At 64.1% G+C, this 12,974-nt stretch carries 12 protein-coding genes and 1 pseudogene; 10 read left to right on the top strand and 3 right to left on the bottom strand.

The window, feature by feature from the left end; genetic code table 11:
- From F6S12_RS25860 to F6S12_RS25830, 7 genes and pseudogenes are all read left to right on the top strand, one after another.
- Window positions 1-412: pseudogene (locus F6S12_RS25860) on the top strand (MFS transporter); the annotation flags it as partial.
- A gap of 150 nt (window positions 413-562) precedes the next feature.
- Complete coding sequence (locus F6S12_RS25855; RefSeq protein WP_019095364.1) at window positions 563-1,039, top strand: DUF6392 family protein; 477 nt, start codon at window positions 563-565, stop codon at window positions 1,037-1,039.
- Window positions 1,040-1,579: 540 nt separating this feature from the next.
- A complete protein-coding gene (locus F6S12_RS25850; protein WP_065364767.1) occupies window positions 1,580-2,158 on the top strand; it encodes a hypothetical protein in 579 nt (192 codons plus the stop codon).
- A 9-nt stretch (window positions 2,159-2,167) separates the two neighbouring features.
- Window positions 2,168-2,383, top strand: a complete 216-nt coding sequence (locus F6S12_RS25845; RefSeq protein WP_011058598.1) for a helix-turn-helix domain-containing protein — start codon at window positions 2,168-2,170, stop codon at window positions 2,381-2,383.
- A 75-nt stretch (window positions 2,384-2,458) separates the two neighbouring features.
- On the top strand, window positions 2,459-3,130 hold the full coding sequence (locus F6S12_RS25840; protein ID WP_047335383.1) for a hypothetical protein: 672 nt from the start codon (window positions 2,459-2,461) through the stop codon (window positions 3,128-3,130).
- A 95-nt stretch (window positions 3,131-3,225) separates the two neighbouring features.
- Window positions 3,226-3,663, top strand: a complete 438-nt coding sequence (locus F6S12_RS25835) for an SMI1/KNR4 family protein (RefSeq protein ID WP_169892883.1) — start codon at window positions 3,226-3,228, stop codon at window positions 3,661-3,663.
- Complete coding sequence (locus F6S12_RS25830; protein WP_186355307.1) at window positions 3,660-3,989, top strand: hypothetical protein; 330 nt, start codon at window positions 3,660-3,662, stop codon at window positions 3,987-3,989. Before F6S12_RS25835 ends, F6S12_RS25830 begins: the two co-directional genes overlap by 4 nt.
- A 64-nt stretch (window positions 3,990-4,053) precedes the next feature.
- Here F6S12_RS25830 and F6S12_RS25825 read toward each other — a convergent pair whose 3' ends face one another.
- Both F6S12_RS25825 and F6S12_RS25820 read right to left on the bottom strand, forming a co-directional pair.
- The gene (locus tag F6S12_RS25825) at window positions 4,054-5,391 is read right to left on the bottom strand and encodes an aryl-sulfate sulfotransferase (protein WP_183000623.1); all 1,338 of its coding nucleotides are present in this window, start codon (window positions 5,389-5,391) and stop codon (window positions 4,054-4,056) included.
- A 66-nt stretch (window positions 5,392-5,457) separates the two neighbouring features.
- Window positions 5,458-7,830 carry a TonB-dependent receptor gene (locus F6S12_RS25820; RefSeq protein WP_015633723.1) on the bottom strand — a complete coding sequence of 791 codons (2,373 nt, stop codon included), beginning with the start codon at window positions 7,828-7,830 and terminating at the stop codon, window positions 5,458-5,460.
- 154 nt (window positions 7,831-7,984) lie between these two features.
- Between F6S12_RS25820 and F6S12_RS25815 the strand changes: the two genes are divergently transcribed.
- Window positions 7,985-8,929 carry a LysR family transcriptional regulator gene (locus tag F6S12_RS25815; protein WP_047283431.1) on the top strand — a complete coding sequence of 315 codons (945 nt, stop codon included), beginning with the start codon at window positions 7,985-7,987 and terminating at the stop codon, window positions 8,927-8,929.
- Window positions 8,930-9,162: 233 nt separating this feature from the next.
- Window positions 9,163-10,779, top strand: a complete 1,617-nt coding sequence (locus F6S12_RS25810) for an alkaline phosphatase family protein (RefSeq protein WP_315869459.1) — start codon at window positions 9,163-9,165, stop codon at window positions 10,777-10,779.
- A gap of 158 nt (window positions 10,780-10,937) precedes the next feature.
- On the opposite strand, the gene F6S12_RS25805 is transcribed toward F6S12_RS25810, so the two are convergent.
- Window positions 10,938-11,843, bottom strand: coding sequence for a TauD/TfdA dioxygenase family protein (locus tag F6S12_RS25805; RefSeq protein WP_015633720.1), 906 nt, complete (start codon window positions 11,841-11,843; stop codon window positions 10,938-10,940).
- Between the two features lie 183 nt (window positions 11,844-12,026).
- Between F6S12_RS25805 and F6S12_RS25800 the strand changes: the two genes are divergently transcribed.
- The gene (locus tag F6S12_RS25800; RefSeq protein ID WP_015633719.1) at window positions 12,027-12,947 is read left to right on the top strand and encodes a LysR family transcriptional regulator; all 921 of its coding nucleotides are present in this window, start codon (window positions 12,027-12,029) and stop codon (window positions 12,945-12,947) included.
- Window positions 12,948-12,974 lie beyond the last annotated feature (27 nt).

Below are 12,974 nucleotides of genomic sequence, written 5' to 3'. Positions count from 1 at the left end.
GGCCCAGCGCAGCAGCGACCGCCGCCCGCTGCTGGGCATCAGCCTCGCGGCCCAGGCCGCGGGTTTTCTCGGGCTGGTGCTGTGGCCCTTGCAGAGCCCGCACCTATGGGTGGCGCTGATCGGCTTCGGCCTCGGAGCGTGCTTTGCCCTGAGCCTGATCCTCACCCTCGATCACCGGCGCGACCCTCGGGAAGCCGGGCAACTGGCGGCTTTTGTCCAGGGCGTGGGCTTTCTGATCAACGCCGTCTCGCCATGGCTCAGCGGCTGGCTGCGGCAAGTCACCGGCAGCTTTGTCAGCGCCTGGTGGGTGCTGATCGTGGGTGTCCTGGCGATGCTGCTCCTGACCCGGATCTTCAGCCCCGCCAGCTATCAGGCCCGGGCCCAGCTCGATACCGCGCCCCAACCGGCCTGACACCGGCCCTCCAACCCACCGCCTGCCAGCACGGCAGGCGGCGTTCTTCATGTCGCCACAGCACCACTATCCTTCTCGACCGGCTAAGATCGGCCGCCAACGCCTCTCGCGACAACGGGCACACACTCAACTCAGGACACAGGAATAGCGATGGACGCTGCAACGATCGGCCGCTGGGTAAGCAGCCTGGGGCTCAGCCATGAAGAACTGATCGCCCGGGGAGAACGCATCGAGACCCCGACGGACAAGATCTACGATGAATTCGATTGGCTGACCGTGATCGTCGAGCCCGGCCTGATGCTGGACTTCTGGGAAGACAGCCTGGCCCTGGAAAAGGTATTGATCGAACTCATGCCCCTTGAACAGGGGCGCTCCTTCTACAGGGGCGAGCTGCCCGCCCCGTTCTCGCGCAGCATGACCCACGCCGACATCCGCGAGCTGCTGGGTACGCCCCTGCGATCGGGGGAGCGCAGGCCATCAGCAGATGGGCAATACACGCTCAACGCCTGGGAGAGCTACCGCCTGCCGGAGCACCTGCATCCCGGTGCGCGGGTTGGGTTCGTCTATAGCGCCGACCGGCAGATCAAGGTCCTGTCGTTCGACTTGCTGGAGCCGCAGCGCGACTGATTCGGCCACACAGAGTGGCTCGTGGAAACTCGCGGCGATCCGCCAGGCATCAGAGGACCGGCGCGAGATCGCCAAGCAAGGCCCTGCGGTCCTTTTCGCAGCCTCGCAGGCTCGGCAGCGGCGACAGGAAACGTGGAGGACGACAGAGATAGGTCGGCCGGTAGGCCGCCGGCAGATTTTGATCCTGCTCTGGCTTTTGATCTTCCTGCCCCCTTAGACACGATGGCCAAACGCAGGCGAGGCACCGAGTGGAGGGGCAGGAGCCTTTGGTTACTTTGGGCTGGCCGGCATTCCGGGCTTCAAAGTGACTCGCTGTAAGAGCCAAACCATAAGTGGCCGTGACCGCAGCAATGGATAGGTACACCAATAAGACCCCAACCTCGGGTTTTACGGCCACTACGCGCCCGGGCGGGAACAAGCTCCCTCGCCACAGCATGATTCCTGGCTTGGAGTCGTGGCGACTATTGAAAATAAATTATTGTAATTCGATAATTTTTTATCAATAATTTGCCACCCCCAAAGTTTTGCAAGGAATAACGCATGAACTCCCAAATCAACGGCTCGGCCCAGTACCGCTTACGACGGGTCGGCCTGCTGGCCGCGATCCTGGCCTGGGTCATGGGCGTGGTGGAGCTGGGCGGCAATGCCGGGCTCTGGATCTACAGCAAGGACCAGGTCCTGGGCGCCCTGCTCAGCGTATTTGCCGAACACTCGCCGCGCCTGCTGGAAGCGGACTTCAAGCTCTCGTCGCTGAGCTTCGCCCTGCTGGTGATCCTCGACTTCCTGCCACTGCTGCTGTCGAGCTTCGCCCTGTACCTGACCGGCGTGTTCTTCCTGCGCCTGTCCCGTGGCGAAACCTGGAGCGATCGCAACATCCGCATCCTCTGGCGCGTGGGCATGCTGTGGATAGTCGCCCCGGCCACGTTCCCGATGATGGAAACCCTGCAAGGCCTGGCCCTGTCCATCGACCTGCCGCCCGGCCAGCGCATCCTGCAGATTTCCGCGGGCTTCTCGTCCTACGCGGCCTACGAGGTGGTCAAAGGAATCTTGCTCTGCTCGTTTTCCATTATCATGCGCGACGCCAAAGTCCTCAGTGATGAGCACAGTCACTACATATAGAACAATGAGATGACCATTATCGTTCGGCTTGACGTTGTCATGGCTAAAAACAAGATTCGCTCGAAAGAGTTGGCCGCCATCCTGGGCATTACCGAGGCCAATCTGTCGTTGCTGAAAAATGGCAAGGTCAAGGGGATGAAAATCGAGACCCTGGACAAACTCTGCGCCGCACTCGACTGCCAGCCCGGCGACCTGCTGGAATATCAGGCCACCGAGCCCGCGTGACACCCCCGCGTTTGTTTGATCCGAGTCCCGATCGTTAAAGCCTTACCACTCCTCACGTTGCACATTGGCTTATTCATGACTCGCTACCTGCTCTGCCCGCTGCTTTTGCTCGCCTGTCTTTTGACCGGCTGCGCCAACAAACTCGAAGTGGCGATTGCCGCCACTCCGGCCCCGGACTACTACTTCGACCCTCAGGCCCCGGTGCTGGTAAGCATCAACGGAGCCAACGATGCCCACGGCCTCAACGCCAGCTACTACCTGCGCGACATGGTCGCCGCCCTGCATGGCATGGGTTTCAAGCAGGTCTACACCGATACGTCGCTGCCCAAGAACCATCCGCCGTTCCGAATGAACTTCACCCTCGACGTGGGCAGTGAAAAGGTCAGCTACCGCTACACCGCCACCGACTACGGCCAGGTGCCCAGCAGCACCAAGACGGTGTGCAAGCAGAGCACCCATAAAGACAAGAACCTGGTGTGCAACAGCACCCCGACCACCACCTGGGGCCCGGTGGGTTCCTCGGAGCGCACCGGCTACACCACCCTCAGTACCTTCAACATCAAGGCCAAGGACGAACAGAGTAGGCGCACGGTATTCCTGCTGCGGGCCTCGTCCTATAACGAGGACTGCCAGGACGCCAAGGTCGAGGATTTCCTGGTGCAGGAAAGCCTGGACAACCTGGACTTCCGCAACCGGGTGCAGCGCAAATACACCGTCACCCTGCCCGAAGGCCATAGCTGCAAATAAGCGCCTACCACGCACCGGGCGACACGCCTACAATCGCCCCTCGACGCCCGCCCGATCCTCCATCGGGCGGGCGCGGTCCCTCAACGACAAGGCGCATGTCGAGCATGACCCTGGATTGGAATGCCTGGGAAATAGAACCCGGATCTATCGTGGACGAACAGCTGATCGCCCAGGTGCAGCATCGCCTCGGCGTCGAGTTTCCGTCGCTGTACCTGGAGCTGGTGGAGTACGCCGAGGCCGCCACGCCGGGGATCGGCGGCTTCGCCTATGACGGCGGCTACACCTGCATCAGCGAGTTCTTCGAATTCGGCCTGAGCAGCCAGCCCTGGACCCTGCTCTGGTACGCCAGCCCTGGCCGTGTGCCGGGGCTCGCCGCAGGCTGCCTGCCGATTGCCCGGGATGCCGGCGGCCTGCTGATCTGCCTGGACTTCAACAGCCCGGCCGTGGCGGTGGAAATCTTCGATCCCGAGAGCGCCAGCCGTTACCCGGTGGCCGCCGATTTCAAGGCCTTTGTCGAGCTGTGGCAGCCATGAAGTGGATAGTCGTGCCCACCAGCAAAGACGCCCAGCAACGCCTGGACCTGGACCAGTGCCTGCCGGGCGACCTGGAAGAACTGGCCCTGTCCCCGGAGCAGTGGGCAACCCTGTCCCGCAGCGACCTGCTGCCCAGCTTGAACCGTGCCCTGGGCACCCTGATCGATGACTACGAGGACGCCTCGATCCAGGGCCAGGCCGCCCTGGCCACGGCCCTGTCGATCCTGACCCGGGCCGCTACGGCGCAAGACAAACTGCTCCCCAAGCTGATCGCCTTGAATCGACTGGCCCTGGAACGCGACACCGGCCTGTTTTTCTACTTCTGAAGCCATCCCCAGGGCTGCTCCCGCACCTGATTTGTGGCGAGGCCGCCCGCCCCCGGGAACCTGCTCAAATCCCCGCCTGTTTGAGCCCCGAGCCCGGCACGCTCACTGCCGTTTCCGAACGTGGCGTGCCCTGGGGCACCCAGTCGTAACTCACCGGCAGAGCCCGGTACACCCAGTTGCTGATGGCCTCGCTGCCCGGTGCCTTGCCCAGATAGGGGCTGACGTATTCCCAGACGATTTCACCGCCGGCCGTCACCTGGAAGAAGCGCCCGTTCATGCCTTCATCGATCAGGGTGTTGCCGTTGGGCAGGCGCCGCGCACTGCTGATGAACGAGCTGTAGAAAGCCCAGCCCGGCTGCCGGGAACTGGCGGCGCTGTACTGCCAGACGATCTGGTTCTTGATCGGGTCGATCTCCAGCACCCGGGAGCCGGCGATCAGCCCCAGGGGCACCGAGGGGTAACCGGCGGTGCCCTGGTTGTCGAACACCAGCAGATGCCCGGCCCCTGGCAAGCCGGCGGGAATGATGTGGGCGTCATGCTGGCCGACGAACTGGTCCACCGGGCGCGGCACCTTGGCGGCGGTCTTCGGGTTGATCGGCGACAGGTTCGGCCCCAGGCGCCAGACCACCTTGCCGCTGTGCTTGTCGAGGATGGCGATGAAGTTGGCGTTGCGCGAGTCGATCAGCAGGTTGTCCGGGGCGAAGCGTTTATCACCGGCGTCGAACCACTGGTTGGGGCCCACCACGCTGAGGTTGTTGATGTGCAGGTAGTCCGGGTTGTCGGTGCCGTACACCAGCTTCAGTTGCGCCGGGGTAAAGCCGAATTCCTTGAGGTGTTCGGAGGCCAGCCACTGCCATTTGACCTGGCCCTCGGGGCTGACTTCATAGATCGCGTCGTCGATTACCTGGGGCACCTTGAACCCCGCCACCTTGTGCACCTTGTTGGCCAGCACCAGGGTGTTGCCGTTGCTCAGCCGGCGCTGGTCATGATGCTGCTGGGCCGCGCCGCCCGGGGCCTGGTCGCCCCACTGCCAGACCAGCTTGCCGTTCCAGTCCAGCTCGCCGACGCTCTGGTTGCCCAGGCCGTTGCCCGCCGAACCCAGGGGCCCGGGCTCCTTGTCCTTGAGCTGCAACAGCACCCGGCCACGCTCGCCGCCCACCAGTTGCGGGTCGATGATGGCCGAGGGGAAACCGGCCTGGGGCCAGTTCTTCACTTCGTTGCCGTTCATGTCGATCAGGTGGGTCTGCTTATCGGCACCACTGAAGATCACGTACTGGTTATAGGCCCTGGCCGGGTCGTAGCGAGTGACGCCGGTGGGGTAGACGCTGGGCGCGGCCTGCACCGCCGAGGCCAGCAGGGCGGTGGACAGCAGCAGGGGCAAAGCGGTGGTGAGGCGCAACATGACAAGCACTCCTGTTCAAGTCGAAAGGCGCCGGAGAACCCGGCGCAAGGTGCGAAAAGCCGGGTATCAGAAATCGTAGCGACCGGTCACGCCCAAGGTCCGCGGGGTGCCCAGCAGGCCTTCGTAACCGCCGTTGCCGCCGGTCCAGAGGGTGGTGTAGTAGGTCTTGTCGAAGGCGTTCTTCAGCCACAGCGAAACGTCCCACTGGCCCTGCTCGTAGTTGCCGCGCAAGCCGGTGGAAAGGTTGACCACGGCGTAGCTGGGGATCTGCCCGTACTCGGAATCCTCCACGGTGCCCACCGCCTTGGAACGGAACGCATAGCTGGCGGTGACGTACTCTTCCAGGCCGTTGTCCAGGTTCCACTTGTATTCGCCGTTGGCGTTGCCGATCCATTTCGAGGCGCCCACTACCTGGTGGCCGCTGAGATCGCACGAGGCCGGGGCACCGGGGCGCAGGCTGACTTCCGGCGGGCACGGCGCATCCTTGTAGGAGAGGTAGCGCACGTCGTTGTAGGAACCGTTGAGGTTCAGGGTCAGGCCACGGATCGGCACCAGGGTGCTTTCCACTTCCACCCCGCGCGAGCGCACCGAACCGGCGTTGGTCAGGTACTGCACGCGGTTGACGTCGTCGTAGGCGTTGGTCTGGTAGCCGTTGACCTGGGTCCAGAACAGGTTGGCGTTGAGTTGCAGACGGCGGTCCCACAGGGTGCTCTTGAAACCCAGCTCGGCGTTGTTGGCGCGCTCGGTGCCGATCAGCAGCGAATCGGCCCCGGCGGTAGGCGCCGACCCCACCGTCAGGTTGACCCCACCGGACTTCTCGCCGTGGGACAGGGTGGCGTAGCCCAGCAGGTCGTCGGTGATGCGGTAGCTGAGGTTGAGCAGGCCCGAGGGGCTGGTGCTGTACTGATTGAGGTCGCCGGAGTCATAGGCTCCGGTGCGCCCGCGCCGCGCGTTGGCGGCGGCGCCGGCCACCGCCACGCCGCCCACCGGGGCGTTGCGGGTCACCCAGGCGCTTTTCTCCTCGTAGGTGCCGCGCAGGCCGGCGGTGAAATCCAGGCGCTCGGTGAGGTGCCAGGTGCCCTGGGCAAACAGGGCGAAGCTGTTGGTCTGGATATGCCCGTTGCCGATGCTGGTGACGTTGCTCAGGGCGCCGGCCGGGGTGCCATTCCAGATGTCCGCCTTGGGCCCGTAATAGGCGAAGGATTTGTTGTCCAGGTCGGAGCCGAAGTAGTAGGCGCCCAGCACGTAGTCGAAGAAGCCGCCGGTGGGCGAGGCCAGGCGAAATTCCTGGGACCACTGCTTGTCTTGCACCGAAACCCCGGCGTTGTAGCTGGCCGGAACGTTGAGGCCATCGTCGTTGCGCGGGGTGAAATTCCACCAGCGGTAGGAGCTGACCGAGGTCAGGGTGAAGTCGCTGGGCAGGGTCCAGTTGGCCTCAAGCGAAGTGCCGCCCTGGAACACCGTCACGTGCTGGTCGTTGTCCAGGTTGACCTTGCGGTGCGAACCATTGACCAGGGTCGCGCCGGCCGCCGCCGCGCGCGACTCGTAGACATTGGTGCCGTTGATGGTCGGCCCGGTGCTGTACAGCACTCGTGTGCCGGCGCTGGAATCCTCTTCGTTGTAGTCGCCGATCCAGCGCAGGTTGAAGCTCTCATTGGGCTTGTACAGCAACTGCCCGCGAAAGCCCTGGCGTGAGCCGCCATTGAGGTCGTGGCCGTCGAATTCGTTCTTGATGTCGCCGTCGCTGCGGGTGCGGTAGGCGGAAAAACGCCCCGCCAGCTCATCGGTCAGCGGCCCGGAAATCGTGCCCTTGGTCTGGAAGTATCCATCCTCGCCGAGGGAGGTTTCGATGCTGCGCTCCGGGGTGAAGCTCGGCGCCCGGGTGCTGATGTTGATCACCCCGGCGGTGGTGTTCTTGCCGAACAGGGTGCCCTGGGGGCCGCGCAGCACTTCCAGCTGCTCGATGTCCATCAGGTCGAACACCGCCATCCCCGGCCTTCCGAGGTAGACGTTGTCGATGTACAGCCCGACGCTGCCTTCCAGGCCGTCGCTGGCCGGGTTGTTGCCCAGGCCACGGATCGACACGCTGGACTGGCGCGCATGCATGTAGGCGACGTTGACGCTGGGCACCAGTTGCTGCAGATCCTGGATGCGGTACACCCGCTGGCTCTCCAGGGCCTGGCCGCTGACCACGCTCATGGGGGTGGGCACGCTCTGGGAGCTTTCCTCGCGTCGACGGGCAGTGACGGTCACCGTCTGCAACTGGCCATCATCGGCCTTGGCCTTGCTGGCACTGCTCTTGGCCGGGGTGGCTTGCGGCGCCGGGGCCTCTTCGGCCCAGGTCGGTGTCCAACTGGCACTGCCGGCCAGCAACAGCGCCAGGGGCAGGCGCTTGAGCCGCCGGGGCGAGAGGGGTGAAGCGAGGGACAACGGGCTCATGGGCGGCTCCTGGTCAGAAAATATACAGCCTTGTATATTCCTTAAAGTTATTTATTTATGTTTTTACAAAGATTTACTGCATAAGAGATTGCCTTTATAAGGAGTCGACCTAATGCATAGCCAATGCATTTCCCCGATATTTTTTATGTGAAAAATGCATATCGACCTGCGCCAGCTCCGCCACTTCATCGCCCTCGCCGAACAGCGCAGCTTTGTCGCGGCCGCAGCGGCGGTGAACCTCTCGCAATCGGCCTTCAGCCGCAGCATCCAGGCCCTGGAACACAGCGTCGGCTGCCAGCTGGTGGATCGCGGGCGCAAGGACCTGGCGCCGACCAAGCAGGGCCAGTTGCTGCTGGAGCACGCGCGCCGGCTGGTCAGCGGCGCCCAGCAGATGGCCAACGAGATCAGCCAGTTCAATGGCCTGGAGGCGGGAGAGTTGCGCTTCGGCTGTGGCCCGGCGCCAGCCGCAGGGCTGATCCCCCGGGCCATCGGCAGCTTTATCGGGCGTTATCCCAAGGCCCGGGTGCAGTTCCAGGTGGATGACTGGCAAAGCCTGAGCAAGCGCCTGCTCAGCGAAGAGTTCGAATTCTTCGTTGCCGACACCCGGCACTTCGAGGCCGATCCGGACTACCTGACCCAGCGCCTGCGCCCGCGCAAATGGCATTTCTGCTGCCGCGCCGGGCACCCCCTGGCCCAGCGCGAAAGTGTCAGCGCCAGCGAACTGATGAGCTACCCACTGGCGGTGACCATCCGCCCGCCCAACCTGCGCAAGGTCATTGTCGACCTGAGCGGCAAGCCGGACTTCACGCCCAATGTGGAATGCGAAAACAGCTACAGCCTGCTGGGGGTGGTCATGCGCTCGGACGCCATCGGCATCGTCGGTTCCTACAGCGACGCGTTACACAACGCCAAGGGCGAGCTGGTGTGCCTGAAGATCGACGGCCTGGCCGACGACCTGGAAGAGCTCTACACCCGCTACGGCATCGTCAGCCGCGCCGGCTATCGCCTGTCGCCTTTGGCCGCGGCGATGATCGACGAGATCAAGCGCATCGACGAACAGGACGAAGAGGTATGCAACCTGGACAACCTCGCCGTGTGAACTGCCCCCACCCGTAGGAGCCGGCTTGCCGGCGAAGAGGCCCTTGAACCTTGCAGCGCGCTCGAGGGCGCCTTCGCTGGCAAGCCAGCTCCTACAAGACCCTGCCGTCCGCACACGACGTGGGGGGCCGGTCGGCATTGCATGAAACGCATCGAAACTATTCGGCAAATGCGCTTGCCGGAAGCCCCCGCCGGAGGCGAAAAACCTCGCCTGTCTTCCCCTCGGTGAACCCCATGTCCAATACCCATCCGCCCGTGCGCAACGTGCTCTACATCATGTGCGACCAGCTGCGCCGGGATTACCTCTCGTGCTACGGCCACCCGCACCTGCATACCCCGAACATCGACCGCCTGGCCGCCGCCGGGGTGCGCTTCAGCCGCGCCTACACCCAGGGCACCATCTGCGGCCCGTCGCGCATGTCGGCCTACACCGGGCGCTACGTCAGCAGCCACCAGGTGGCCTGGAACGCCGTGCCCCTGCCCCTTGAAGAACTGACCCTGGGGGACTACCTGCGACCCCACGGCATCCGCACCGCGCTGGTGGGCAAGACCCACGCCACGCCCAACCTCGACGCCCTGCAACGCCTGGCCATCGACCCCGGGAGTGCCCAGGCCGAGGTGCTCAACGAAGTCGGCTTCGAGCCCTATTTCCGCCATGACGGCATCTACCCCGACGACCCGGTATTCGACGACAAGCGCGAGTCCGCGCCCTACACACACTACCTGCGCGACCTCGGCTACCAAGGGCGCAACCCCTGGCACGACTGGGCCAACGCCGGGGCCGGCGAGCAGGGGCAAATCCTCAGCGGCTGGAAAATGCGCAACGCCCACCTGCCGGCCCGGGTCGCGCAAGAGCACTCGGAAACCGTCTACACCACCGACCGCGCCATCGACTTCATCAGCGAACAAGGCGAGCAGCCCTGGTGCCTGCACCTGTCCTACATCAAACCGCACTGGCCCTATATCGCGCCTGCCCCGTACCACGCACTGTATGGCCCCGAGCAGGTGATCCCGGCGGTGCGCGCCGCGCCAGGGCAGCTCAGCGATCACCCGGTCTACGCCGCCTTCCGCCAGCATGAAGAAAGCCTGAATTTTTCCCGGGACGAAGTGCGCCTGAACGTGGTGCCCACCTACATGGGCCTGATCAAGCAGGTGGATGACCAGCTCGGCCGGCTGTTTGACTTCCTGCAGAGCAACGGCCGCTGGGACGACACCCTGATCGTCTTCACCAGCGACCACGGCGACTTCCTTGGCGACCACTACCTGGGGGAAAAGGAATTTCTGCTGGAACCGGCGGTGGGCGTGCCGTTGATCGTCCGCGACCCACGCACGGCGGCAGACAGCAGCCGCGGCACCGTGGACGAACGCCTGGTGGAAACCATCGACGCCCTGCCGACCTTTCTCGAGGCCCTGGGCCTGCCGGGGGCCGAGCATCGCCTGGAAGGCCGCTCGCTGATCCCCCTGCTGCACGGCGCCGAACCGGCCTGGCGCCGCTACGCCATCAGCGAATACGACTACGCCTTCCAGGCCCCGGCGCGAGAGCGCCTGGGCCAGCCCATCGACCGCTGCCGCATGACCATGGTGCGCAGCGAGCGCTGGAAGTACCTGGCCTACGATGGCTTGCGCCCGCAGTTGTTCGACCTGCACAACGACCCCCAGGAGTTGCACGACCTGGGGACCGATCCGGCCTATGCCGCGGTGCGCGAAGAACACCTGGGATATGTGCTGGAATGGCTGCGCGGCCTGAAACGCCGTACCACCATCAGCCATCAAGAAATCGACCTGCGCGGCCAGCGTTTTCGCTACGGCGAGCCGGAAAGCGAAAAGCTGGTACAGATCGGCGTGTGGTAACCCCCACCCGTACCTGCACCTTCCCCCGTAGGAGCCGGCTTGCCGGCGAAGAGGCCCTCAAGTCTTGCAGTGCTCTCGAGGGCGCCTTCGCCGGCAAGCCAGCTCCTACAGTGGGCAGGTTCATCGGGTAAATGCCCGTAGGGGCTTGAGGGGGCGGGTCAGAGACCTTTGGTGGTCTGGCTGCGCTGGCCGTGGACGCCCACCGGAACGTCGCCCTTGAGGGTCACACGGCGCACGATGCGGTCCTGGGTGCCGTAGTCGTCCACGGCATAGTGCTGGGTCGAGCGGTTGTCCCAGATCGCTACGTCCCCTGCGCTCCAGCGCCAGCGCACGGTGTTTTCCAGACGGGTGACGTGGCTTTGCAGCAAGCCGAACAGATGCGCCGAGTCCGCCTGGGAATAGCCCTTGATGCGCTTCACGAAGTGCCCCAGTACCAGGCTCTTTTCACCGCTCTCGGGGTGCACGCGAACGATCGGGTGCTCGGTCTCGAATACCGTGGAGGTGAATACCTTGCGGTAACGCTCCAGCTTCTCCGCCGAAACGTCCGGCTTGGCCCCGGCGTAGTCGTATTCATTGCTGTGCACCGCCCAGAGCTTGTCCGCCAGCTCCCGCAGTTCCGCCGACAGTTCGTTGTAGGCCGTGGCGGTGTTGGCCCAGACGGTGTCGCCACCGGAGGCCGGGGCCACCACCGAGCGCAGGATCGAGGCCTTGGGGTAGGCGTCGACGAAGGTCACGTCGGTGTGCCAGGAGTTGGCCCGCTGGCCCTCGGCACCGTCCAGTTCCAGCAGGTAGCGGGTGCCGTCGCGTACCGGCACGGTGGGGTGGGCCACCGGTTCGCCCAGCAGGTGCGAGAAGGCTTCCTGGCTCTGGTCGTCGAGGTGGGTCTGGCCACGGAAGAAAATCACCTTGTACTGCACCAGCGCTTGTTGGATCGCTTCCACGGTGGCGGCGTCGAGATCGCCGGACAGTTGCACGCCACGGATCTCGGCGCCGATACGGCCGGCCACCGGGTGAATATCAAGGGCATGAACAGCAGGTTGAACGGCTAAGGCGGCATTGCTCATCAGGTACACCCTCATCGGACTGCTTACAGTGGAACCGCCGCGAAACAACGCTCTATCTATATTCAATTTAGATCTAATAGATAACTACATGCTTCGTTGACGGAATAAGAGCTTGCATTTAAAACCTCATTCCTCACTCGTCGCAAATGCCTTCGAGCTATTTTTCGGATGCCGGGAAAGCATATGGATCTTCGCCAATTGCGTTACTTCATCGCCCTCAATGAACACCGCAGTTTTGTCCGCGCCGCCGACGCCATGGGTATCACGCAGCCGGCCTTCAGCCGCAGTATCCAGGGCCTGGAACAGGAGTTCGGCTGCGTGCTGGTGGACCGCGGCAACAAGGATCTGCGCCCCACCCCGGAAGGCCAGGTGGTGCTGCAGCACGCCTTGAGCCTGGTGCAGGGGGCGGCCTTGCTCAGCAGCGAAGTGACCCAGATGACCAAGCTCGACGCCGGCGAAGTGCGCTTCGGCTGCGGCCCGGCCCCGGCGGTGAAGTTGGTGCCCGATGCGGTGGCGCAATTCACCAGTGCCCACCCGAAGGTGCGCACCTGCTTTGCCGTGGATAACTGGGAAAAACTCAGCCGCAGCCTGAACCGCGAAGAGATCGAATTCTTTATTGCCGACATCCGCCATTTCGAAGCCGACCCGAACTACCAGACCCAGCCCCTGACGCCCAAGCGCGGGGTGTTCTTCTGCCGCCCCGGGCACCCGCTGCTGGCCAAGGAGAGCCTGTCCACCAACGACATGTTCGATTACCCCCTGGCCACCACCCTGATCCCCCCGGGGATCCGCAAGCTGCTGGCCAACCTCAGCGGGCGCATCGATTTTTCCCCGACCATCGAGACCGAGCACTTTCCGGCGCTGGTGAAGATCGTCCGCCAGTCCAATGCCATCGGCGTGGGCACCGCCGAGGCCTTTGCCGAAGACATCGCCCAGGGTTCGCTGGCGCTGCTGCACTGGCGCAACCTGCCGCAGAACATCGACAGCCTGAATGCCCGTTGCGGCATCGTCAGCCGCAGCGGTTTTCGCCTGTCGCCGGCGGCGCGCAAGATGATCGAAGTGCTGGTGGCGGTGGATCGGCAGGGGCACGCCATCGCCGTGTAGAACAGCTTCGCCGGCAAGCCGGCTCCT

This window comes from Pseudomonas sp. JV245A, assembly GCF_032424515.1.
GTDB classification, from domain to species: domain Bacteria; phylum Pseudomonadota; class Gammaproteobacteria; order Pseudomonadales; family Pseudomonadaceae; genus Aquipseudomonas; species Aquipseudomonas protegens.
Note: the sequence above shows the minus strand (reverse complement) of the source record. Positions and strands in the feature narration are given on the sequence as shown.